The organism is Aeromonas sp. SG16 (assembly GCF_024436135.1).
Classification (GTDB): Bacteria; Pseudomonadota; Gammaproteobacteria; order Enterobacterales; family Aeromonadaceae; genus Aeromonas; species Aeromonas jandaei.
The window spans coordinates 32,363-55,928 of sequence record NZ_JANFNW010000001.1; the positions used below are offsets into that span (position 1 = coordinate 32,363).

The 23,566-nt window shown below is 55.4% G+C and carries 25 protein-coding genes and 1 riboswitch; of the genes, 19 read left to right on the forward strand and 6 right to left on the reverse strand.

The genetic code is table 11. The features are described 5' to 3' along the window. Window positions 1-3: 3 nt before the first annotated feature. Entirely contained in the window at window positions 4-900 is an 897-nt protein-coding gene (locus tag NOM67_RS00130) for a glycyl-radical enzyme activating protein (RefSeq protein ID WP_255933047.1), read from the reverse strand. A gap of 128 nt (window positions 901-1,028) precedes the next feature. Here NOM67_RS00130 and fsa point away from each other — a divergent pair, with 128 nt between their 5' ends. Beyond that, a complete protein-coding gene (fsa, locus tag NOM67_RS00135; protein ID WP_041209841.1) occupies window positions 1,029-1,679 on the forward strand; it encodes a fructose-6-phosphate aldolase in 651 nt (216 codons plus the stop codon). Window positions 1,680-1,777: 98 nt separating this feature from the next. Continuing rightward, window positions 1,778-1,966, forward strand: a complete 189-nt coding sequence (locus tag NOM67_RS00140; protein WP_043850551.1) for a hypothetical protein — start codon at window positions 1,778-1,780, stop codon at window positions 1,964-1,966. Window positions 1,967-1,977: 11 nt separating this feature from the next. Here NOM67_RS00140 and NOM67_RS00145 read toward each other — a convergent pair whose 3' ends face one another. Then, entirely contained in the window at window positions 1,978-3,177 is a 1,200-nt protein-coding gene (locus tag NOM67_RS00145; protein ID WP_041209843.1) for an HD-GYP domain-containing protein, read from the reverse strand. Window positions 3,178-3,343: 166 nt separating this feature from the next. Between NOM67_RS00145 and rsuA the strand changes: the two genes are divergently transcribed. Beyond that, window positions 3,344-4,036, forward strand: a complete 693-nt coding sequence (gene rsuA / locus NOM67_RS00150) for a 16S rRNA pseudouridine(516) synthase RsuA (protein ID WP_156852111.1) — start codon at window positions 3,344-3,346, stop codon at window positions 4,034-4,036. A 13-nt stretch (window positions 4,037-4,049) separates the two neighbouring features. Here rsuA and NOM67_RS00155 read toward each other — a convergent pair whose 3' ends face one another. Further along, complete coding sequence (locus NOM67_RS00155; RefSeq protein WP_201906910.1) at window positions 4,050-4,949, reverse strand: DMT family transporter; 900 nt, start codon at window positions 4,947-4,949, stop codon at window positions 4,050-4,052. A gap of 156 nt (window positions 4,950-5,105) precedes the next feature. Between NOM67_RS00155 and NOM67_RS00160 the strand changes: the two genes are divergently transcribed. Further along, window positions 5,106-6,743 carry a peptide ABC transporter substrate-binding protein gene (locus NOM67_RS00160; RefSeq protein ID WP_156852109.1) on the forward strand — a complete coding sequence of 546 codons (1,638 nt, stop codon included), beginning with the start codon at window positions 5,106-5,108 and terminating at the stop codon, window positions 6,741-6,743. Window positions 6,744-6,753: 10 nt separating this feature from the next. Continuing rightward, complete coding sequence (yfcE, locus tag NOM67_RS00165; protein WP_156852108.1) at window positions 6,754-7,296, forward strand: phosphodiesterase; 543 nt, start codon at window positions 6,754-6,756, stop codon at window positions 7,294-7,296. Between the two features lie 44 nt (window positions 7,297-7,340). Here the strand turns inward: yfcE and NOM67_RS00170 are convergent, their stop codons facing one another. The 3 genes from NOM67_RS00170 to flgA all read right to left on the reverse strand — a co-directional run bounded on the left by NOM67_RS00170 (window position 7,341) and on the right by flgA (window position 8,860). Further along, window positions 7,341-7,757 carry a flagella synthesis protein FlgN gene (locus NOM67_RS00170; RefSeq protein WP_198037923.1) on the reverse strand — a complete coding sequence of 139 codons (417 nt, stop codon included), beginning with the start codon at window positions 7,755-7,757 and terminating at the stop codon, window positions 7,341-7,343. Next, window positions 7,754-8,083: a flagellar biosynthesis anti-sigma factor FlgM gene (flgM, locus tag NOM67_RS00175; RefSeq protein ID WP_041209849.1), complete on the reverse strand. Its 330-nt coding sequence runs from the start codon at window positions 8,081-8,083 to the stop codon at window positions 7,754-7,756. Before flgM ends, NOM67_RS00170 begins: the two co-directional genes overlap by 4 nt. A 93-nt stretch (window positions 8,084-8,176) precedes the next feature. Continuing rightward, a complete protein-coding gene (flgA, locus tag NOM67_RS00180; RefSeq protein ID WP_082044087.1) occupies window positions 8,177-8,860 on the reverse strand; it encodes a flagellar basal body P-ring formation chaperone FlgA in 684 nt (227 codons plus the stop codon). Between the two features lie 144 nt (window positions 8,861-9,004). On the opposite strand from flgA, the gene NOM67_RS00185 reads away from it, so the two are divergent. The 14 genes from NOM67_RS00185 (at window position 9,005) to mgtE (ending at window position 23,561) form a co-directional block, all read left to right on the forward strand. Continuing rightward, entirely contained in the window at window positions 9,005-9,916 is a 912-nt protein-coding gene (locus NOM67_RS00185; protein ID WP_033114353.1) for a chemotaxis protein CheV, read from the forward strand. Between the two features lie 17 nt (window positions 9,917-9,933). Beyond that, window positions 9,934-10,758: a protein-glutamate O-methyltransferase CheR gene (locus NOM67_RS00190; protein WP_033114354.1), complete on the forward strand. Its 825-nt coding sequence runs from the start codon at window positions 9,934-9,936 to the stop codon at window positions 10,756-10,758. Between the two features lie 242 nt (window positions 10,759-11,000). Continuing rightward, window positions 11,001-11,402 carry a flagellar basal body rod protein FlgB gene (gene flgB / locus NOM67_RS00195; RefSeq protein WP_033114355.1) on the forward strand — a complete coding sequence of 134 codons (402 nt, stop codon included), beginning with the start codon at window positions 11,001-11,003 and terminating at the stop codon, window positions 11,400-11,402. Then, window positions 11,402-11,821 carry a flagellar basal body rod protein FlgC gene (gene flgC, locus NOM67_RS00200; protein WP_033114356.1) on the forward strand — a complete coding sequence of 140 codons (420 nt, stop codon included), beginning with the start codon at window positions 11,402-11,404 and terminating at the stop codon, window positions 11,819-11,821. Before flgB ends, flgC begins: the two co-directional genes overlap by 1 nt. 15 nt (window positions 11,822-11,836) lie before the next feature. Further along, a complete protein-coding gene (locus tag NOM67_RS00205) occupies window positions 11,837-12,574 on the forward strand; it encodes a flagellar hook assembly protein FlgD (protein WP_124242412.1) in 738 nt (245 codons plus the stop codon). Between the two features lie 10 nt (window positions 12,575-12,584). Further along, entirely contained in the window at window positions 12,585-13,940 is a 1,356-nt protein-coding gene (gene flgE / locus NOM67_RS00210) for a flagellar hook protein FlgE (RefSeq protein ID WP_156852107.1), read from the forward strand. 146 nt (window positions 13,941-14,086) lie between these two features. Beyond that, a complete protein-coding gene (gene flgF, locus NOM67_RS00215; protein ID WP_156852106.1) occupies window positions 14,087-14,833 on the forward strand; it encodes a flagellar basal-body rod protein FlgF in 747 nt (248 codons plus the stop codon). A gap of 14 nt (window positions 14,834-14,847) precedes the next feature. Beyond that, the gene (gene flgG / locus NOM67_RS00220; protein WP_043850558.1) at window positions 14,848-15,636 is read left to right on the forward strand and encodes a flagellar basal-body rod protein FlgG; all 789 of its coding nucleotides are present in this window, start codon (window positions 14,848-14,850) and stop codon (window positions 15,634-15,636) included. A 14-nt stretch (window positions 15,637-15,650) separates the two neighbouring features. Beyond that, window positions 15,651-16,322, forward strand: coding sequence for a flagellar basal body L-ring protein FlgH (gene flgH / locus NOM67_RS00225; RefSeq protein ID WP_041209855.1), 672 nt, complete (start codon window positions 15,651-15,653; stop codon window positions 16,320-16,322). An 8-nt stretch (window positions 16,323-16,330) separates the two neighbouring features. Further along, window positions 16,331-17,428, forward strand: a complete 1,098-nt coding sequence (locus NOM67_RS00230) for a flagellar basal body P-ring protein FlgI (protein WP_041209856.1) — start codon at window positions 16,331-16,333, stop codon at window positions 17,426-17,428. A 43-nt stretch (window positions 17,429-17,471) separates the two neighbouring features. Further along, window positions 17,472-18,527, forward strand: a complete 1,056-nt coding sequence (flgJ, locus tag NOM67_RS00235) for a flagellar assembly peptidoglycan hydrolase FlgJ (RefSeq protein ID WP_156852105.1) — start codon at window positions 17,472-17,474, stop codon at window positions 18,525-18,527. Window positions 18,528-18,530: 3 nt separating this feature from the next. Further along, window positions 18,531-20,531: a flagellar basal body rod C-terminal domain-containing protein gene (locus NOM67_RS00240; protein ID WP_255933058.1), complete on the forward strand. Its 2,001-nt coding sequence runs from the start codon at window positions 18,531-18,533 to the stop codon at window positions 20,529-20,531. Window positions 20,532-20,535: 4 nt separating this feature from the next. Further along, window positions 20,536-21,744, forward strand: coding sequence for a flagellar hook-associated protein FlgL (flgL, locus tag NOM67_RS00245; RefSeq protein ID WP_201959702.1), 1,209 nt, complete (start codon window positions 20,536-20,538; stop codon window positions 21,742-21,744). A 182-nt stretch (window positions 21,745-21,926) separates the two neighbouring features. Further along, a riboswitch (M-box (ykoK) riboswitch) is annotated at window positions 21,927-22,096 on the forward strand. Window positions 22,097-22,217: 121 nt separating this feature from the next. Beyond that, window positions 22,218-23,561 carry a magnesium transporter gene (mgtE, locus tag NOM67_RS00250; RefSeq protein ID WP_042033338.1) on the forward strand — a complete coding sequence of 448 codons (1,344 nt, stop codon included), beginning with the start codon at window positions 22,218-22,220 and terminating at the stop codon, window positions 23,559-23,561. Window positions 23,562-23,566 lie beyond the last annotated feature (5 nt).

Genomic DNA, 23,566 nt, shown 5'->3' on the forward strand with positions numbered 1-23,566 from the left:
TTGCTAGCCCCGGGTGAGCGGGGTCAGCCCCTGCGCACGGGCACACTCATGGGCAAAGGCGAGCAGTGCCGGGTCATCGAGTGGCTGCAGGGGGGCCTGATAGGGTTGGTCGAGCAGGGCGTACTTGCCTGCGCCCAGGGTGTGGTAGGGGAGAAAGTGGATCTCCTGCACAGAGCCAAGGCTGGCTGCAGCTTGGGTGATGGCCTCTATGGATGCGTGGTCGGCATTGAAGCCGGGGATGAGCGGCACCCGGATCTGCATGGCCACGCCGCGCTCGGCCAGACGCTTGAGGTTGGCCAGGGGCAGGGCGACCTTGCCGCGGGTCCAGTCGAAGAAGCGCTCCTCATCCACATGCTTGAGATCCGCCAGCAGCAGGTCGAGATGGGGGAGGCTTGGCTCAATCTGGTGCCAGGGCACGTGCAGGCAACTTTCCACTGCGGTATGCAGTCCCTCGGCCTTGCAGCGGGCCAGCAGGTCGGCAGCAAATTCGGGCTGCATGAAGGGTTCGCCGCCGGAGAGGGTGACTCCGCCGCCGCTGCGCTCGAAGAAGGGGCGATCCCGCAAGATGGTGGCCATCAGGGTGTCCAGGCTCTCCTCCCGGCCGCACACCTGCAGCGCTTCGCTGGGGCAGAGGCCGCGCAGCCGTTCCACATCCTGATTGCTGAGGGTTGAGCGGACGAGCTGGACACCCTGGCTGTCACGCAAGATTGCCGGACAGGCATCGCTGCAGAGCTGGCATCCCTCGATGCATTGGCGCCGGTCGAGTAGTATGTCCGGCTTGGGAGAGCGGCTTTCCGGGTTTTGACACCAGCGACAGGCCAGCGAGCACCCCTTGAGAAATACCAGGGTGCGAATGCCGGGGCCATCGTGAGTTGAATATCGTTGCAGGTCGAAAATCATACCGCCTCCTTTTGTATTTGCATTCTATTTGCTTTCGTTCGAAAGTCGATTTGATTTTGATCAACTAAATTGCGGATGTTATCTGGCTAAAATGGCGACAGATTGAACATCCCTTTAAGGAGTCAGAGATGGAGCTTTATCTCGATACTGCCGATGTGGCTGCGGTGCGCCGCTGGTCACGGATCCTGCCGCTGGCTGGCGTTACCACCAATCCGTCCATTGCTGCGGCAGGCGGCATGCCGCTGACCGAGTTGCTGCCCGCCTTGCGGGAGGTGCTTGGGCCCAAGGCACGCCTGTTTGCCCAGGTGATGACCAAGACCGAGACCGAGATGGTGCGCGAGGCGTTTGCCCTGCGTGAACTGGACCGCGATCTGGTGATCAAGATCCCGGTATGTGAAGAGGGATTGGCGGCCATCAAGACCCTGACTGCCAACGGGGTGCCGACGCTGGGGACGGCGGTCTATACCCCGCTGCAGGGTTGGCTGGCGGCGGTAGCGGGGGCTGAGTATGTGGCGCCTTACGTCAACCGGCTGGATGCGCAGGGGGGCGACGGCATCGCCACCGTGCAGGAGCTGCAGCAACTGCTGGCGCTGCATGTTCCGGGTAGCAAGGTGTTGGCGGCGTCGTTCCGCACGCCCCGCCAGGCGCTCGACTGCCTGCTGGCGGGCTGCCAGTCCATCACTCTGCCGCTCGACGTGGCCGAGCAGCTGCTGAGAGTACCGGCGGTGGATGCAGCGCTGGCGAAATTCGATCAGGATTGGCAGCAGGCATTTGCCTGAACCAGATTGAAGGCAAGATGACGGGGTGGCAGAGGGCTAAGCTATAAGGGAGAGCCCGACGTGACGGGCTGGTGTCGATGGCTGATCGGAGGTGCCCCATGAGCGACCACTCCCTGCTGCCCCATGGTGAAGATTTGCGCCGCGCCGTGCGCTGGCTCAGCGAGCACCATCAACACGATATTCGAGCCATCGAAGAGGCGTGTATCCGTTTTGATTTGTCGCCACTGGATGAGGAGTTTCTCATCCAGCATTGCGCCGAGCGGCGGCGAGAAGGCGAGTCGGGCTAGACGGAGCGGATTTAGACGAAGTTGGCCAGATTGATGCCAAACTCCTTGGGATCAACCGTGTTCTCGATGGTTTCCTGAACCCCGTTTTTGGCGAGATCCAGCCACTGCACATCAAGGTAGTGGCGCTGGGTCGCGTGATAGATCACCTTGACCACCGGCTTGAGCGGCTCCTGCTGATTGCGCTGCATGACAATGGCCAGCCGCTGGTTTGACAGCTGCACCAGCGTACCCACCGGATAGACCCCCATGCATTTGATGAACTTGGTGACCAGCTCGGCATCGAAGTGACTGTGCAGCCCCTTGAGCAGGATGCGAAACGCCTGGGTAGGTTGCATCCCCGCCTTGTAGACCCGATCTGCAGTGATGGCATCATAGACATCAACAATGCCGCTCATGCGGGTATAGAGCGAGAGCTGATCGCCTTTGAGCCGCTGTGGATAACCGGTGCCATCGAGCCGCTCGTGGTGATTGGCCGCCACTTCCAGCATGGTGGGGGTGATGCCGGGAGTGTTGCTCAAGATCTCGTAGCTGTGCACCACATGCTGGCGCATGATGGCGAACTCCTCGTCGGTCAGCTTGCCCGGTTTGTTGAGCACCTCGTCGGGCGTCATGATCTTGCCCACATCGTGCAGCAATCCCCCGAGCGTCAGCTCCTTGAGCACGCTGCGCTCCAGCCCCAGATAGCGGCCAAAGTTGGCCAGCAGGATGGCGACGTTCATGGAGTGTTCCATCAGGTAGGCATCCTTGGCGCGGATGCGGGCCAGACAGAGCATGGCGTCGCCGTGGGTAAACATGGTGTCTACCATCTCTTCGGCGACTTCGGCCAGCGGCGTGATATCGATGGGTTCGCCTGCCTTGAGATGGCTGATGAACTTGCCTTGCAGCTCGCGAGCTTCCTGATAGAGGCGGCGGATCTTGAGCTCCTTGCCCTCACCGTTGGCACTGACCCGGCGTCTGGCCTGATCGCTGCCGTTGCCAAGTTCGGGCGACGCGACCGCTTCGCTCTCGGCATGACCCAGCTTGCTGCGGGAGAGATCGATCCGCACCGTGAGTACACCCTGACGAACCAGATTGGCAATTTGTCCCTGAGTGGTGACCAACCCCATCTGGGCAATTTCCATTCCGCCGGTCTGACTGGCAATCGCGATGACATACATGCCGGGTTTCAGCTGATTGACGGGGATGACAGGATAGGATGCTTGAGACTTCATGGCGGCTTCCCGAGATTTATTATTATGAGTATCGCCCGTGATGGGTCATAGCGCAGTGTAACATTGGATGGCCACTTCGTCACAATTGGCCGCCCGTTAACAGTGGCGTTGTCGCCTCCGCCAGATATAATGTTGCCCCTTTACTTGTTGGACTCCGAGGTTGTGAATGCGGCTTGATAAATTTTTGTGCGACTGTTCCGATTTGACCCGTTCGCTCGCTGGCAAACTGATCCGTCAGGGTGAGGTCATGGTGGATGGCATCGTGGTCAAGCAGCCGGCGTTTCACATCAATGAAGAGAGCCAGATCGAGTTCGACGGCGTCGTCCTGACGCTGGATTGTCGCAATCGCTACTTCATGCTGCACAAACCCGAGGGATATGTCTGCTCCAACGAGGATCCCGATCATCCGACCGTTTTCTTCCTGATGGATGAACCCTCCATGGGCAAGCTGCACGTGGTGGGGCGCCTTGACCTCGACACCACCGGACTGGTGCTGGTGACCGATGATGGTCAGTGGTCCCATCGCATCACCTCTCCCCGCCACGAGTGTGCCAAGACCTATCATGTCTGGCTGGCCGATCCGGTGAGCCCGGATGCCATCGCCCTCTTTGCCGAAGGTGTGCTGCTGCGCAGTGAAACCGAGAAGACTCGCCCCGCCCAGCTGGAGTTACTGGGTGAGTGCGAGGCGCGTCTGACCATCCACGAGGGCAAGTACCATCAGGTGAAGCGGATGTTTGCCGCCATCGGCAACAAGGTGGTGGGTCTGCACCGCGAGCAGGTCGGTGGCTTGGCGCTGGATGAAGATCTGGCACCCGGCGAGTACCGTGAACTCACCGCAGACGAGATTGCTCTCTTCTAAATCCTCCCGGGTGTCAGTGGCCGCTGGCACCCAGTACCAGCACTGTGCCCAGCGTGGCGAGCAGGGTTCCGCACCATGCCGCTGCCGAAGGCCGTTCCCCCGAGTGCCACCACAAGAGCGGCAGCAGGATCACCGGCGTGGTGGAGGAGAGGATCGCTACCATTCCCACGTCGCCGTGTCGCAATGCGAGCAGGATCAGCGTCATCCCTAGCGCCATGGCCAGAAAGCCGTTGATGGCGATCATGCCGAAGATTTGACGGTTGATGGGACGAAATGCTCGGGTCAGCGGCAATCCGGTCAGCCGCAATGCGCAGTGGGCCAGCAGGGCACTGACCATCCTGACTCCCGATGCACTCACCGCATCGACATTGCCGCTCATCATGACCGGCTTGGCGATGATGGCGCCCAGACTCTGACAGAGGGCGGCGGTGAGGCCAAGCGCCACACCGATGGTCAAACTTCCCCGTATCCGCTCCCATTCGCTGCCACTGCTGCGCCGACCAAACAGAATGGCCAGCATGACGCCGGCAAAGACCAGCAGGGCACCAGTCAGTCGCGAGCCGGTCAACTGTTCGTTGAAGATCCAGAGTCCGAGCAGGGCAGAGAAGAGGGCATGGCAGGAGAAGAGCAAACCGCTGCGCCGCGGGCCGAGCCGGTTCATGCAGGCGTAGAGCGCGGTATCGCCGATAAAGATGCCGATCAGGCCGGACAAGGCGAGCAGGGGAAGGGTGCTACCGGAGAGGGTGTGCCAGCCGCCTGTCAGCAGACTGATGCTGCCAAGCATCAGGCTGACCAGAAACATCCGCCAGCGGCTATAGGCAAACGGGCCCAGATGGCGGGCCGGTTTGACCGAAATCAGGGCGGCAACTGCCCATAAACTGGCCGATGCGAGAGCCAGCCACTCATAACCCATAAAAACTCCCGAAAAAATTAACCCTAAAGACTCCATCTCCGGGGCAAGCCCGATACAATACGGGGCGTTTTCGGGGATAACAAGGGCGGCATCAGGCATTCATCAGGCGCGCCGTCGGCCTTCCCCTCCTGCAGTGGTTTTATTCGAGGTTTTGTCATGAGGTATGGTCTCTGCCCCCGGCTGGCGCAACGCTGGCTTTCCCCGCTTTTACTCGGTGTGCTGGCGTTGCCGCCGGCATACGCCACTACGGTGGAGATGGCGCCCCGCTTGTCGGATCGGCAGGTGTTGGTCAAGGGCAATGGCGGTGAACCCGACTCTCTGGATCCGGCGCTGATGCGCAGCGGTTTTCCCGGGGAGGAGGTGTTGGTGGATCTCTTTGAAGGTCTGGTCAGCGAGGATGGCCAGGGGCGCATTGTTCCTGCCCAGGCTGCGCGTTGGGAAGTGAGCGAAGATGGCCTCGAGTGGCGGTTTTTCCTGCGTCCCCAGTTGAAGTGGTCCAATGGTGATCCGCTGGTTGCCGATGACTTTGTCTACGCCTGGCGCCGGCTGCTTGATCCTGCCCTCGGCTCCCCCTCGGCGACCTTGCTGCTGACTGCCGGGATCAACAATGCCCAGTCCATCTATGCCGGTGCGCTGGAGCCCGCCAATCTCGGGGTCGAGGCGCAGAGCGCCCAGATCCTGAAGGTTACTCTGGAACGACCGGTGCCATATTTCCTGCAGCTCATCAGCCAGCTGCCATTCGTGCCGGTCAATCAGCAGGCGATCGCCCGTTTTGGCAAACAGTGGACCGAGCCCGGCAAGCTGGTGAGCAATGGCGCTTACCGTTTGGCAAACCGGGTGACCAACGAGCGGCTTGAAGCGGAGCGCAACAGCAATTACTGGAATGATCGCCATACCCGCATTCAGCGAGTCACCTATCTGCCCATCGCCTCACAACATGCCGAGCGCTTACGTTATGAAGCGGGCGAGATACAGCTGACCAACCGGGTATCGCCCGACTATTACCAGAAGATGAAGCAGAGCGATCCGCTGCGAGTCTGGGGATCGCCGTTGCTGGGCACCTATCTCTACACCTTCAATATGCGCCGCCCCGAGTTGCAGGATGTGCGGGTGCGCCAGGCACTCTCCATTGCCATCGACCGCTATCAGTTGGCCAAGTCGGTGATCGGTCAGGAGGAGCTGGCGGCCTGGTCTCTGGTGCCTGATATGCCGGGTTACACCCACCTCTCTCTCCCTGTTGCACTGGAGGATCTGATGACCCGCCAGGCCAGGGCCGTTGCATTGCTTACCGCCGCCGGTTACAGCAGTGCTCATCCGTTCAGGCTGAGCATTACCTACAACACGGCCGATACCCACAAGAAGATAGCTAGCGCGATCGCCGGTATGTGGCGTCAGGTGGGGGTTGAGGTCACGCTCAACAATCTGGAGTGGAACAACTATCAGGTCGCCAAGGATAGCGGCGATTTTCTGGTGGCAAGAAGCTTTCTGTTCGGTGATTACGTCGAACCCTCGGCCATGCTGAACAGTTTCCGCTGCCAGGATCTGCGCAACGAAAGCGGTTACTGCAATCCCGATTTTGATCTGTTGCTGGAACAGGCTGCCAGCACTCTGGATGAGAAGAGCAGGGTTGCACTCTATCAGCATGCCGAACAGCTGCTGATGGAAGAGGCGCCTATCATCCCCGTGTATCATTACAACCAGATGCGACTGGTTGATCCCACTTTGCACGGGCTGCCCAGCCAGAATCTGAAAGGGACGATTGCCACCAAGGATCTCTATTTCGGCCCGCTGTAAGGAGCACCTCATGAAACTTGCCATTATTTCCGACATTCACGGCAGCATCACGGCACTGGAGCAGGTGCTGTCACGGCTGGACGCCTGGCAGCCCGACCACTACCTGTTGCTCGGCGATCTGCTCAACCACGGCCCTCGCAATCCCGTGCCTGAAGGATACAACCCGGCTGCTGTTGCCGAGCGGCTCAACGAGCTGGCCCCCTATATCATGGCGGTGCGGGGAAATTGCGATTCCGAAGTGGATCAGATGCTGCTCGCGTTTCCCATCACAGCCCCTTACAACCAGCTGCTGGTTGATGGGCGCCGCTGGTTTATGAGCCACGGGCATCTCTACCGCCCCGATGAGGTGCAACTGCCTGCGGACAGTGTATTTTTGAGCGGCCATAGCCATGTTCCAGTACTGGAGCGGCAGGGAAACCAGATCTTGATGAATCCTGGCTCCATCTGTTTTCCACGCGGTGAACTGCCGGCCAGTTATGGCTGCTATGAGGCGGGTGTCCTGAGCGTCAAGAGCTGTGTCGACGGGCGAGAATTACTGCGACTGGCGCTGTAGGTCTTATTGATTGCAGAAAGTGGCAAGGCCCGACTCGTCGAGAGTCAGGCCTTGATACCGAAGGAGCGGGTGCCTGAGCGGGTATTGCCCTTGGCATCGTAGGTGAGGCTGTTGCGATCGCGCAGCTGACTTAAAAAGCTCGCCAGACGGCGATTGGAGACAATACTGAGCTCCAGCAGTCGACCGTTGAGGTCATTTTGTTCCTGACAGGCATCCAGTTTTTCCCGGATCCGGGTCATCTCGTCAGGATAAGCCGCCAGTTGCTGAGCCAACTCAGGCAATTTGGCCAGCTGTTTATCCAGACTCTCTATTTCAGCAAGCAGCAGCTGTTTTCGCTCGGTGAGTTCGGGCAGGGCCAGTGCCTGATGCTTTTCGAGCAAGGAGAACTCCTCTTCCAGAATGCTTTGCATCTGGCTGAGGTGTTCATCCTGGGTGTGCAGTAACGAAGGCAGATCCATCATCCGAGAACTTTGTCCAGATTGGTCTCAAAGCTGAACATCTTCTTGGCCACAGCTTCGCTGTTCACCTGATATTCGCCGCTGGCAACGGCTTTCTTGAGCCGCTCGACCTTGCTTTCGTTGCCGGTAGAGGCCGTATTGAGATTCTGCTGCATCTTTTGCAATTGTTGGGCCTCACTGGTCAAGGAGACGGAGTCCAGCTTGACTGCAGCCGCTTTATTTTCGGGCTCTGGCGAAGAAGAGGTGACTGACTTGTTGCCTGTCCCCTGGCTGCTAACGGTATTTTGCAACCGATTATTCGCCAAGTTGTTGATATTGTTGATGGCCATTTGAGTTACCTTCGTCTGCTTTAAGGTTTGCTTACCTGTTTATCGGTGCGGCATGTCAAAACTTTAGAAAAAAGTTGGTGATAAACCCGACATTTAAAAAGCGACCGTTACAGCACCGACTGCACTGACTTTTCCTTCGACAGTTTTTCCGGAGCGAATATTAACAAGCTTGATGATCTCTCCGAAGCTGCCATCTTGCAAGGCTCGGGCCATGGTTTTGATCTGGAAGCTGCTATTTTCGGCTGTCAGAGTGACCTGATCTCCTTTGCATACTACACACACCTGACTCAAACGGATTGGTTGCCCCGGTTTGATTTCTCGTTTGCTGCGTACGCCGACCAGCATGCTCATGTCGGTCAGGTAGTCGCCGCGGATCAGCGTCTGATCCTGATAACCCAGTTGCAGCTGGCTTTCACTCAATAGGTCGCCTTTGGCAATCGGAGCGTTGACCGTTACATAGGGCTTCTGGATGCTCACTCGTACTGGAAGATAGACATCCCAGGGTTTGTCTTCCTCACATTTCAGGTAAACTGTTGTATTACGGCGAATTTCCATTTTCCCAGGTAAACTGATTGTCAATAGATCGTCGCAGCGGGTCAATGGAAGTCGGTCATCAAGGGTTGCCGCCGTTACTTCAGCCCTGGCATCTAATGGCACCTCGAGCTGGTTAAACACGAACTCTTGTGCTTTTTCTTGCAAATAGGTGGTGACGTCCGAGGCGTGGCTGGAAGAGATGCTGCCAAAAAAGAGGCTGATGAGTAAAAGTCGGTTAATCATTTTTGCTCGTTGGTCGATAAGTTGTTCACGCATATCACCATATTTAACTATGATTGCTTCAGAATCTGTTCGTTGTCACATCGATAGTCTGACGCAATCCATCACGCATGCATGATTAATGCCAAGCGTTTTTAGGGAGTGTTTATGGCCAGTATCCTGGACTCGGTCAACCAACGTACCCAGCTAGTGGGGCAAAACCGGCTGGAGTTGTTGTTGTTTCGTCTCAATGGACGTCAAAGATTTGGCATCAACGTATTCAAAGTGCGTGAAGTGTTGCAGTGTCCTCCCTTGACTGTGATGCCCAAGCTAAACTCCTGCATTCGCGGGGTAGCGCATATTCGGGGTCAGACTATTTCGGTTATTGACCTGAGCATGGCGATGGGCAAACGTCCCATTGAAGACCTGAGCAAGTGCTTCATTATTATCTCCGAGTACAACCGCTCCATTCAGGGTTTTCTGGTGCACTCGGTCGAGCGCATCATCAACATGAACTGGGAATCAATTCTACCGCCGCCGAAGGGCGCAGGCCGTATCAACTACATGACGGCTGTTACCGAAGTAGACGGTGAGTTGGTTGAAATTCTCGACGTTGAACGCATTCTCAACGAGATCTCTCCGGTTTCCACCGAGGTTAGTCAGGAGCTGGTTGAAGCGAGTGTTGAACACCCCACTCTCGGACGCCCTGTGCTGGTAGCTGATGACTCATCGGTTGCTCGTAAACAGGTTCAGCGTGCACTTGAGGCGATCGGGGTTGAGTGTGTATTGGCAAAAGATGGTCGTGAAGCATTGAACATGCTGCTTGAGATGACTAAGAATGGTCCGATCAAAGAGCAGATTGCTCTCGTGATTTCGGATATCGAGATGCCGGAGATGGATGGTTACACCTTCACTGCCGAGATCCGCAATAATCCCAACCTCAAAGATTTGCATGTTATTCTGCACACATCCCTCAGTGGAGTATTCAACCAGGCAATGGTGCAGAAAGTGGGGGCCAACAATTTTATCGCCAAGTTCCAACCGGATGAATTGGCCAAGGCCGTACAAAACGCACTCTAATAAAGAAGAACAGCTGCATGAAGACACTTTCGGACGACTTATACAAACAGTTCAGCAATTTTCTGGCGGTACAGAGCGGAATCGTGCTGGGTGATAACAAACAGTATCTGGTGAAGAGCCGTCTTTCACCTTTGATGGCTCAGTTTGGCATCGAGAGTCTGTCTGACCTGGTTACCCGTGCAATGAGTGTGCGAGAGCGTGACCTGAAAATGGCAGTGGTAGATGCCATGACAACCAACGAGACACTCTGGTTTCGTGACACCTATCCGTTCCAGTTGTTGACCGACAAGATTTTCCCAGAATTGGGTAAAAGTGGCCGCCCCGTTAAGATTTGGTCTGCGGCGTCATCATCTGGTCAGGAGCCATACTCCATTGCCATGACGGCGCTGGAGCAGCAGATGAAAAAACCTGGCACGCTGCCTGGTGGTGTACAGATCGTGGGGACGGATATTTCGACCACCATGCTTAACCAGTGCAAAGAGGGTGTCTACGACAGCCTTGCGTTGGCGCGGGGGTTGTCACCTGAGCGCAAGAAGATGTTCTTTGAACCCTACGGTGACAATAAAATGCGGGTGGTGGAACGAGTCAGAAAATTGACCACGTTCCGTCCCTTGAATTTACTGGAAAGCTATAGCTTGCTCGGTAAATTTGACATTATTTTCTGTCGTAACGTGCTGATCTATTTTGCTCCGGAAGTTAAGTCAAAGATCCTCAACCAGTTTGCTGCAAGCCTCAATCCGGGAGGATATCTGATGCTGGGGGCATCAGAGTCACTGGCCGGTTTGACTGACCGATTCGAGATGATCCGTTGCAATCCGGGGATTGTTTACAAGGTGAAATAGGCTTTCAATCCGCACTCCTGCAGGAATGACAGAATAGCGGCAATATCAAGCCAGAGGGAGGCACAATGCCTCCCTCTTTATTTAGGCCAGAAGCCCTCAGTGCGTGGATCTTCCATCGTCAGCCTGTTGATTGGCGCGCTCCGTGCTTCCTGATAATGCAACCCCTTCCTTACGTACCTCTCATTACCCGTCGTTTGTGGCATAGCTCTTGCTTGGAAACAGTATCAAGCAGGAGGTGAGCTATGGCTCTTTCATTCGACAAGGCATTTGGTGTTCATCAATACACGCTGGGGGTTCGTGCCAAGCGTGCAGAAGTGCTATCCAGCAATATTGCCAATGCCGATACCCCTGGCTACAAGGCCAGAGATATCGACTTTGCACAGGCATTGCAGGATGCACAGCACCAACAACAGGGGTTTGGTCTGGCGACTACCAGCGAAAAACACTTTGCCTTGAATATGGATGCGCCCGGTTCGGTTCAATATCGCAACCCGTTGCAGCCTGATACCGGTGACGGCAATACGGTGGATGTGCAGCAGGAGCGCACAGAGTTTCTGCGTAACAGCCTTGAGTATCAGACCTCCCTTGAATTCATGAATAGCAAGATCAGCGGTCTGCTCAAGGCGCTGAAAGGAGAACAGTGATGAGTTTGTTCAAGGTTTTTGACATCGCAGGCTCGGCCATGAGCGCGCAGACCGTGCGGCTCAACACTGTTGCCAGCAATATGGCCAACGCAGATAGCGTCAGCTCCAGTGTGGAAAAAACTTACCATGCCCGGCGGCCAATTTTTGCCGCTCAGCTCGATCAGGCTATGTCGGATAATCAGGGCTCGGTTGGGGTTGAGGTGAAAGGGATTGTCGAGAGCAAGGCTCCATTGCTCAAGGAGTACAACCCCAATCATCCCATGGCGGACAAGGATGGCTTCATTTTCAAGCCGAACGTCAACATGGTTGAAGAGATGGCAGACATGATCAACGCCTCGCGCAGCTATCAAACGAACGTTCAGGTTGCAGACTCGGCCAAGAAAATGCTTCAGCAGACGCTGAATCTTGGCAAGTCCTGATAGGGGGAAGGCAACATGGCCAATACAAATGGTGTGAGTGGTGTTAACTATGCGTCCACTCAGACAAATGGCACGACAACTGCGCCAAAGAAGGAGCTGGATCAGGCTTCATTTCTAAAATTGCTTACGATGCAGCTCTCGTATCAGGATCCTTTCAAGCCTGTTGATAATGCTCAGATGCTTTCTCAGATGGCGTCCATGTCCACCTCGGAGGGGATTAGCAGTTTGTCTACCCAGATGGGCAAGCTAAATGAGCAGATGATTTCCAGTCAGGCTCTGCAAGCGTCTTCTCTGGTTGGACAAAATGTGCTGTTACAAGGCAATACAGGGTTTTTAGACAAAGATGGCCCTTTATCTGCGGTTGTTGCAGTTGGCACAACGAATAAATATTCGAATATCAAAATCACCGTTGAAGATGAAAAAGGACAGGTTATCAAGGAGTTTCCCCTTGAAGGAGACCAAAAAGGTAATGTGGAAATTGCTTGGGATGGTAAGGATAAGGATGGTAACCGAGTCGCTTCAGGAAAATATGTCATCAAAGCAAGTGGCGCGCTCGATGGGAAGTCGGAAAGTATTGCCACCTTTGCCTATGCCAAAGTAGACAGTGTCGCCTTGGGGAATGCCTCCAACCCGACTCGCCTCAATTTAAGAGGGCTTGGCAGCGAATATTTGAACAATATTCTGCAAATTTCAGGCACCAATTCAAATCCGACGGTTACACCGTCAAAAACCACGTCGACAGCATCGATCTAAGGAGCTGGATATGTCATTTAACAATGCCTTGAGCGGTGTCAATGCGGCACAAAAAGACTTGAACGTCACCGCTAACAATATTGCCAACGTCAATACCATGGGCTTTAAAGAGTCCCGCGCCGAGTTTGCGGATGTTTACGCCAACTCCATTTTTGTCAATGCGAAAACTCAGGTTGGTAACGGTGTGGCAACTGGAGCGGTGGCCCAGCAGTTCCATCAGGGGGCGTTGCAATTTACCAATAATGCATTGGACTTGGCTATTCAAGGTAATGGCTTCTTTGTAACCTCTGATGGCCTGACCAATCTGGATCGCACCTATACCCGTGCCGGTGCTTTCAAGCTTAATGAGAGCAGCTACATGGTCAATAACCAGGGCCATTATTTGCAGGGGTATGAAATCAACGCAGATGGAACACCTAAAGCGGTGAGTATTAATGCCACCAAGCCTATTCAGATCCCTGACAAGGCGGGCGAGCCGATCAAAACCACCAAAATTGATGCAAGTTTCAACTTACCATCGACAGCAGCACCTTTGCCTGCTGGTAATGGTGCTGCTGACGCGTCAACTTTTAATCCCAAAGATTCCAAAACATATTCATCATCGACTTCTGTCGTCATCTATGACTCGCTGGGTGAGCCTCATACAATAACTCAGTATTTTGTCAAAGAGGCCAACCCGGCAGATTTGACCAAACCGGCTAACCCGACAGCTTGGCGTATGTATCTCTATCAAGGCGACAAACCAATAGACATTGTTGGTGGCGTAACGCCAACTATGGCTACAGGCCTAAGCCCTGCCCCTGCTGGAGCGAGAGTCACATTTGATGCTGATGGCAAGATGGTTCTTCCGACTACCCCTGCGACTATCAAGACAGTTGCTTTGGGGACAGGGGCTGGAATCATCACCAACGGCGCGGATCCGACCCAACAGGTGGACATCAATTTTGGCACGGTGACCCAATATTCCTCACCGTTTGAAGTCTACAAGTTGTCACAGGATGGTTCGACCGTTGGTCGTTTGACTAAGGTTGAGATCACTCCAGATGGGATTGTCTCTGCCACCTATAGCAACGCCACCACCATCAAAGTTGCCATGGTCGCGATGGCCAAGTTTGCCAACTCGCAAGGGTTGACTCAGGTGGGTGACACCTCTTGGCGGCAATCACTGCTCTCTGGCGATGCCTTGCCGGGTACCCCCAACTCGGGCACATTCGGTACCATCAAGTCCTCAGCACTGGAACAATCCAACGTGGATTTGACCTCCGAGCTGGTGGATTTGATCACGGCCCAGCGTAACTTCCAGGCCAACTCTCGTTCTCTGGAGGTCAACAGCTCGTTGCAACAGACCATCCTGCAGATCCGTTAATTGGTCTACTGACCATTTTAAGAGGGGGACTGATGTCCCCCTCTGTATTTCTGACTCCAGATCCTCCGAGATATCCCCTCATTTTTTCCTGTTGGCACTCAAATTGCAGTTCCCTCACTAGAGTCATCTGTTTGACGGAGGATCCCATGGATCACCTGCTTTACATCGCCATGTCCGGGGCCAAAGCCAACATGAATAGCCTTGCTATTCGCAGCAATAACCTCGCCAACGCCAATACCACCGGCTTCAAGTCCGACTTCGAGCAGGCGCGTAGTATGCAAAGTTTTGGGGAGGGCTTGCCCAGTCGGGTATTTGCCATGACTGAGCGCCCCGGTCAGAACTTGCAGCATGGCATGTTGATGACAACAGGACGGGATCTTGACGTGGCAGTCGATGGGCCGGGCTGGATTGCCGTGCAGGATCCCAAGGGGGGGGAGGCCTATACCCGCATGGGAAATTTGCAGGTAAATGCCACGGGCAATCTGCAGACCTCAACCGGTCTGAACGTCGTAGATGATGGTGGTCAGCCCATCGTGCTGCCGATGCCGATGGAGAAGCTTGAAATCAACCGTGATGGCACCATCAGTGGTCGTCCAGAAGGTGCTGCGGCTAACCTGTCAGAGGATTTCCAGCGGATCAAACTGGTTAACCCGGCTGCCAATGCGGTAGAGAAGGGGAGTGATGGCCTGTTTCGCCGCAAGGATGGTCAGAATGAGCCAGCTTCTGCCGCTGTTGGTCTGATTGCCGGATCTCTTGAAGGAAGCAACGTCAATGTGGTGGATGAGATGACCAACCTTATTCAACTGCAGCGCCAGTTCGAAACCCAGATCAAATTAATGAAAACGGCCGAAGAGAATGACGAGGCCCAAACCCAGCTGCTGCGTATCAGCTAATCAAGGAGTTACCTATGAATCCTGCACTCTGGATCAGCAAGACCGGGTTGGATGCTCAGCAGACCAATATTTCGGTTACCTCGAACAACCTGGCGAACGCCAGCACCGTGGGCTTTAAAAAGTCGCGGGCCATCTTTGAAGATCTGCTTTATCAGAACATCAACCAGCCCGGTGGCCGTTCCTCGGCTGATACCGAACGCCCCTCAGGCTTGATGCTGGGGGCCGGTGCCAAAGTGGTGGCGACTCAGAAAGATCACAGCCAAGGTAACGTGCAAACCACAGATAACTCTCTGGATCTTATGATCAGTGGTCGCGGTTACTTTGAAGTGCAGTTGCCGGATGGCAGCTCTGCCTACACTCGCAATGGTCAATTCACCCTCAATAGTGAAGGGACTATCGTTACCCCTGGCAACGGTTACACCCTGCAACCGGAGATTCAGATCCCGGAAAATGCCCAGAGCGTGACGGTCGGTGAAGATGGTCAGGTTTCTGTCCAACTTAAAGGGGATGGAGCTTCTCAGGTGGTTGGTCAGATCACTCTTTCCGATTTCGTCAACGCTAGCGGTCTGCAGCCGATGGGGGAGAACATGTTTGTGGAAACCCAGTCCAGTGGTGCGGCCATTCAGGGGACTGCGGGTGCCGACGGTATGGGCGTGGTGAAACAGGGGATGCTGGAGACCTCCAACGTCAACGTGACCGAGGAGCTGGTGAACCTGATCCAGGCTCAGCGGGTCTACGAGATGAACTCCAAGGTTATCTCGGCGGTGGACGGCATGATGTCCTTCCTTATCCAGCGTACCTAAGTAGGAGGTGCATGATGAAAGCCGTATGGATGCTGGGTTTGTTGGTACTGGGTGGTTGTACCTCGACCCCCAATACTCCCAAACCCGATGATCCCGAATTTTCTCCCGTTTACGGGGAGTCGGAGCCGGTCTCGGTCAGACCGACAGGGGCGATCTTTCAGCCGGAGCAGGTCAACGGCATCTATTCGGATATCAAGGCGCACAAGGTGGGTGACATTATCACCATTCAGCTGGCTGAATCGACCTCGGCATCCAAAAAAGCCAATACCCAGAGTGGCAAGGACAACAAATTCAATCTGGATGCAGTCAGCCTGGGCGGCGTGCCGGTGACGGCGGGGCCCTATGACCTCTCGGCGAGCATCGGCCAGACTGGCGCGTTCAAGGGACAAGCCAAGGCGGATCAGAGCAATAGCCTGCAGGGGAATATCTCGGTCAGCGTGGCCAAGGTATTGCCCAACGGCAATCTGCTGGTGCGTGGCGAGAAGTGGATCATGCTTAACAATGGCAACGAATACATCCGCATTACCGGTCTTATCCGGCCAGAGGATGTGACCTCTGATAACAGCGTGTCATCCCAGAAAGTTGCCAATGCCCGTATCTACTACGGTGGAACCGGTGATCTGGCCAATACCCAGGAACAGGGATGGCTGACCAGCTTTTTCAATGGTCCCTGGTGGCCGCTCTAGGAGATGTTATGAAGTCACTCCGTCTTGCCACACTCCTCTGCTGTCTGTTGCCGCTGGGCATGGCTCATGCCGCCCGGATCAAGGACATCAGCTCGGTTGAAGGGGTTCGTACCAACCAGTTGATTGGTTACGGTCTGGTGGTCGGTCTACCCGGTACTGGCGAGAAGAACAACGCCTTCACCGAGCAGACTTTCCGTACCATGCTCAACAACTTTGGCATCAAGGTACCGGACAACATCAAGCCCAAGATCAAGGATGTGGCACCGGTGGCCATTCATGCCGACTTGCCGCCCTTCTCCAAGCCGGGCCAAACCATTGATGTCACGGTTTCCGCGATTGGCGAGGCGAAAAGCCTGCGTGGCGGTACTCTGCTGCAGAGCTTCCTCAAGGGGCTTGATGGTCGGGTCTATGCGGTTGCCCAGGGCAGTCTGGTGGTCGGCGGTCTGGGCGCTGAAGGGGCGGATGGCTCCAAGGTGGTGATCAATACCCCGACCGTCGGACGCATTGCCAACGGGGCAACCGTCGAGCGCGAAGTACCCAATGCGTTCAGTCAGGGCGATACCATCACTTTTAACCTGAACCGACCGGATTTCACTACGGCGCGCCGACTGGCTGATGTGGTGAACGATCTGGTCGGCCCCAATACCGCGCAGGCACTCGATGCCACTTCGGTCAAGGTCTATGCACCGCGTGATCCGGGTCAGCGGGTCTCCTATCTCGCGACCATCGAGAATCTGGAAGTGGACCCGGCCAATGAAGCGGCCAAGATCATCGTCAACTCCCGAACCGGCACTATCGTCATCGGCAGTGAGGTCAGGTTGAAGCCAGCGGCCATCAGCCACGGTGGGTTGACCGTCACCATTGCTGAAAACCAGCAGGTCTCTCAGCCCAATCCGCTCTCTGGCGGGCAGACCACTACCACCAACAGTTCGACCATCAACGTCAAGCAGGAGCAGGGGCGGATGTTCAAGTTTGACACCGGCGCCACGCTGGATGAGTTGGTTCGGGCCGTCAACCAGGTCGGGGTTGCTCCCGGTGACCTGATGGCCATCCTCGAGGCGCTGCAGCAGGCAGGCGCTATCGAAGGACAGCTGATCATATTGTAACAAGCGGCAAGGGGTTGCCACGGGCGGCAAAGAGGTAAGCAAAATGGCGGACTTTGACACTAACAGCGGTATCAATCTCGGGGTCGTACAGGACGTCAAAAACCTGGATCGTCTCCGTCAGATGAGCAACAGCAAAGAGGGGCAGGCGGAAGCGCTCCGGAGTGCATCGCGCCAGTTCGAGTCAATTTTCACCCAGATGATTTTTCAGGGGATGCGGCAGGCCAATCAGGTGTTGACCCAGGATAGCCCGTTCAACAGCAGCTATACCCAGTTTTATGAAGGGATGCTGGATGAGCAGCGTGTTTCCGATATGACCAATAAAGGTGGGTTAGGTCTTGCTGATATGGTGGCCAGGCAGCTTTCGCCAGCCACCTTTACCCACAAGGATGGACGGGTGCTCAAGATGCCGCAGCGCACGGAGCGTGCCTACAAACCCTACGAACCGCCCACCGGGGCTGCCAATGATTTGATTGAAGCCTCTAAAGTTGGCAAGGATTTTGCTGAAAAGGGGATGGCAGAGGATAAACCCGTGTTCACCATGCCGGTACGCCCTCACCGTACCGTGCCGCCGATGGGCATTGCCGCCCAAGCTGGTAGCAGTGCCGATGGCAAAGAGTTTGATAGTCCGGAAGAGTTTGTGCAGCGCTTGATGCCACTTGCCAAGAAAGCGGCCGACAAGCTAGGGCTAAGTCCGGCGGTACTGGTGGCTCAGGCCGCGCTGGAAAGTGGCTGGGGCAAGCGGGTGATCAAGGATGGCGAGGGGAACGTAACTCACAACCTGTTTGGTATTAAGGCTGATCCCCGTTGGGAGGGGCCCAAGGCAGTGGTGAGTACGCTCGAGTATGAGGAAGGGGTTGCATCGCGCCAAAAAGCGGCCTTCCGCTCCTACGACTCTTTTGAAGAGAGCTTCAACGATTACGTGGATTTTCTCACCTCTGGCTCCCGTTACAAGGGGGCCTTGGCCAAGGTAGACAGCCCGGATCACTACTTTGAAGCGCTGCAAAAAGCCGGTTATGCCACGGATCCTCACTACGCCAACAAACTGAAACAGGTATTGCGCAGCGATGCCATTGCGCAATACAACGAGATGGAGCTGTAACATATGGCAAGCGATCTGCTTGGAATTGGTTCATCAGGTGTGCTGGCACAGCAGCGCCTGCTGCAGAGCACCAGTAACAACATAGTGAACGTCAATAGCCAGGGCTATGTGCGTGAGCGTACGCTGGTGTATACCAATTCTGTTGGGCTGGGTACTGGCGACATCAAGACCGAGCGGATCCTCAACAGCTATATGCAGGGGGAGGTGCGCCGTGATACCTCTGCCTACCATGCATCCTTGACTCATTATGATCAGCTTTCCTCCGTGGACAGGTTGCTGGGTGATACCAGCAACAGCGTAGGGGCTGCCATGACCTCGTATTTCAATGCTTTCCACTCTGCCAATGAGTCACCGGCCGACATTGGTGGCCGCAAGGTTGTCATGACCGAATTGAGCGGTATGGTCAACCGGTTTCATACTCTCTCGGCCCAGCTCGACAAGCAGAGTGACACCATCAGCACCCGTATTGAGGACGAGACCAAGCAGGTCAACAGCCTGCTCACCAGCATCAATGACCTGAACAAGGCGATTATACGGACCCAGGGCTCACCCGAAGAGAACCTGATGCTGTTTGATCAGCGCGATGAGGCGATTCGCCAGCTCTCCGAAAAGATGGATATTCGCACCATACCTCAGGCCAACGGCAGTATGCTGGTCAATATGAGCACAGGTCATTCATTGATCCTTGATGGTGGCGTGGCTCAGTTCAAAGTTGTGGCAGGGGATCCTGATTCGCGCAATCAGGAGTTGCAATTGACCCTGGGTGATAATCAGGCGCTTATCGATCACGATACCTTCGGGGGGACTGTGGGTGGGCTGTTCAAGGCTCGAACTGATCTGGAGCCGACCAAGCGCGAGTTGGGGCAACTTTCTATTGCCATGGCCGATGCCATGAACCAGCAAAACCGGCTGGGGATGGATCTGGATAACGAGCTGGGTAGCGATATTTTCAACCTGCCAACCAGCAAGGGGTTGCCTTACAACTCCAATGGCGGTACTGCCGGTGCTACGGTCAGTTTTGTACCCGGTAAGGGAACAGAAGTGACCCCCTTTGACTACGAGATCCGCTTTAGCAGCGCCACAGGTTATGAGGTCTTTTCACTGGACAAGGATGGCAATGCGACCTCGGTTGCGACAGGAACTACGCCACCTGCCACTTTCCAGATCCCGGGTCACGGCATTTCTGTCGATTTGACCGGGGCGCCAGTTGCCGGCGACAAGCTGCTGTTGCAACCAGCCAAGAGTGCCGCCGCTGGCATAACACAAAATATAACCAGACCGGAAGATTTGGCTTTGGCTTCTCCGCTCAAAGCGCAAAAGACCACAAATAACGGTGGTAGTGCAGATATCAAGTTGGGTGGGGTGTTCAATACCGGAGCCGGTTCCGGTTTTGGTACCAACACGCTCAACGCTGCGGCTCCTCAGGTTGTCAAAATAAACGGAGCTGGTGACTACGAAGTCTATGACAAGGGGGGAACGCTGCTCGGTGTGGCTCCGGCAGCCAGCAAGGGCCAAAATCTGATGGCGGCTTTGCAACTGCCGCCTCCCGCAGTTGGGGCTGTCTATGCCAATCCCAAACAGACTCCTGGCTACGAGTTCAGCATTACCGGTACTGTCAACGCGGGTGACAGTTTCACACTCAGTTACAACAGTAATGGCTTTGCCGATAACAGCAACGGTCTCGCACTGGCGGAGCTGCAAAACAAGGATTTGGTGCGCAAAGGCAGTAGTGGCGGTACAGCCAATGACAAGATGACTTTCAATGAAGCCTACTCTGGGCTGGTCATGTCGGTAGGCAACAATACCAGCCAGGCGAAGACTTTGCTCAAGGCCAATGAGTCCAAGCTGATCCAGAGTACCGGAATCTATGAAAGCGTCTCCGGGGTCAATCTGGAAGAGGAAGCGGCCAATCTGATTCGGTTCCAGCAATCCTACGCGGCATCGGCCCAGATTGTCAGTACCGCCAAAACCATTTTCGACACACTGCTTGCTTCCGTGAGGTAACGTCATGCGCATTACGACCAACATGATCTACGACCGGAATATCTATTCCCTCAACAGTGCAAATGAGCGGCTCAATACCGCTTATCAGCAGCTGCAGACCGGCAATAAGTTCCAGACGGCCGGTGAAGACCCGGCTGGCATGAGCCAAAAAATGGCGCTTACCAAGGAGATCGACCTCTTCAAGCAATATGGGGTCAATGGTAGTCTTCTGGAAAACAGCCTTGGTCATGAAGAGACGGTATTGACCTCTCTGAATACCGCCATGCTGAGTGCTCAGACCCTGATCCAGAAGTCAAATAACGGTTCCATCAGCATGGAAGATCGCAAGTCGATCGCCAGCGAACTGGAGGGCTTGCAACAGCAGATGTTTGATCTGATGAACAGCAAGAACTCTCAGGGGGAATATATCTTCGGCGGCAACCAGAGCAAGACCCAGCCCTATGTGAGAGATACCAACGGCAAGTTCATCTATCAGGGGGATACCGGGCAGCGCGAGATCCAGGTCTCGCCGACCGTCAAAATTGCCGCCAACGACTCGGGGCAGGATCTCTTCGAGATTGTGGCAACCAGGCGCACAGCCAGTGCAGGGACTGCCAATATCAAGGTGGGTATCGCGGATCAGGGCAACTTTGATAACTTTTTCCAAGCAAACTACAACTCGGCGCTGGCCAGCAATGACTACACCGTTTCCACCACGATAGGGCCTCCCGATACCTATCAGATCAAGGATTCCGGTGGTGCTACGTTGCAGACGGGAAATTACACGCCCGGTACCAAGATTCCGTTCAACGGTCTCGAGTTGACGCTCGATTTACCAGCAGGTGGGACGGCACAGCAGTTTTCGCTCAATCCGCCAAAGAATGACAACATCCTCAATGGCATGTCTGACTTTATCAATACGCTGCGTGATCCGAGCGTATCTGCCGATACGTTTCAGAGCAAGGTGGCTGATGTAACCGTTCATATGAAGAATGCTCGGCAGAACATCGATCATGGACTAGGTGAACTGGGCGGCCGGATGAACAGCCTTGAACAGGTGATGAGCTCCAACGAAGGGCTGAGTAACCTGAACACCGAGGCGAGGGCCAAGGTTTCCGAGGCCGATCTCTACGAGGTAATATCCACGCTGGCGAAAGAGGACGCAGCGCTGAGTGCGTCACAACTTTCCTTCAGCAAGATAAGCAGGTTGACCCTGTTTGATTACATCCGCTGAATCTACAAAAGGCCCTATCAGGGCCTTTTTGCATATTGGGCAATCCCATCCTTGAGCATGATTGGGTCAGTAATTGTAACAAGCTGTTACCTATGGCGGTTTCTGGCTAAACCGGGGTTGACCTTGTTGTGTGATTGGACAATTATGCCGCCCGCACAACAGAGCGTTGTGCAAGTTTAATTGCAGCATCTCGTTAGGCGAGGCTCCTGTATAAACACAGGCCACTGATCTCACGACGTCCAGAGACGCCCAAGATCAGGACAGTTTTCATCGGATTAAGGTGTAAACCCAAGTGGCTTCCGGCATGCCGGATACGTTATGCAGTGCTAAAGCTGGTACGTGGGGATGATGACACGCCGAACGGCGTCATTTCCTGCCTATTACTCGTCAATCAAATTGCTGTTTTCTTTCAGATGGCGAACGGATCTCCGCTCGCGCTCAGGCTTGCCTGAAATCACATGGGATTATTTGTGATGAAGAAAACACACACCATTCTCAACCGTCATCAACTGCTCGATCTCGCCAGCCTGCAGGGCTGGTTGGAACACAATCTGGATCCGGTTCAGCGCGCCGATCAACTGCTGACCCTGCGTCCGGAAGAGCTCAACTGCATCTTTGATACCTTGCCTGTGCCGCAGGGGGCTGAACTTATCGCTTCTCTCTCGGCAGAGAGTGCGGGTCGCCTGTTGCAGCGCATGCATGGCAGCATAGTTACAGTCTTGCAAGAGGCCATTCCCCGTCGCGAGATGGTGGCGATCCTGCGCAAGCTCGGCCGTCAGGATCGCACCATGCTGTTGGCGCGTTTTCCGACCCAGGCTCAGGCCATGTACTACTCGCTGCTCGACTGGCCTACCGAGTCGGTCGGGGCCAACATGCGTCATGAATACCTGGCCGTGAGCGAACAGGATACCGTGGGCAAGGCCAAGCAGCTGATCCACGATGCTTGGGATAATGCCCAGCTGTTTCGCCACATCTATGTGGTCAACGCGGATGGGCGTCTGCAGGGGAGCATCTCGCTCAAGACGTTACTGATCGCTGACCCGCTGGCCAGCGTCGCGACTCTGATGGATCGTGAAACGGTGCGGATCAACGCCCGTGCGGATCAGGAGCTGGCTGCGCGCCTGCTGATTGACCGCGACCTGTCGGTGTTGCCGGTCGAGGATCAGGGGCGGCTGGTCGGTATTTTCCACGTTGATGATGCAGCCGATATCCTGGAGCTCGAATCCACCGAGGATGCCGAGATGCAGGGTGGTTCATCGCCGCTGGATACCCCCTATCTGCAGGCAACTCCCTGGCAGTTGTGGCGCAAGCGGGTGGGCTGGTTGCTCATTCTGTTTGTGGCCGAAGCCTATACCGGCACCGTGCTGCGGGCTTTCGAGGAGCAGTTGGAAGCTGCCATTGCCCTGGCATTCTTTATCCCTCTGCTGATCGGTACCGGTGGTAACAGCGGTACCCAGATCACCACTACCATAGTACGCGCCATGGCGGTCGGGGAGGTGAGTCTGCGCAACCTCGGTACCGTGCTGAAGAAGGAGCTCTCTACCGGTCTGCTCATCTCGGCGGCCATTGCGCTGGCGGCCTGGGTGCGGGCCTGGAGCCTTGGGGTGGGGCCCCAGATTGGCATGGTAGTTACGCTGACCATCATCGCCATCGTGCTCTGGAGTGCCACCGTGGCGTCGGTGATCCCCATGGTGCTGCGCCGATTCCGTATCGACCCGGCGGTCGTATCGGCTCCCTTTATTGCGACGCTGGTGGATGGTACCGGTCTTATCATCTACTTCGAGATTGCCAAGCTGCTGCTGCCCGAGCTGCAGTAAACCAC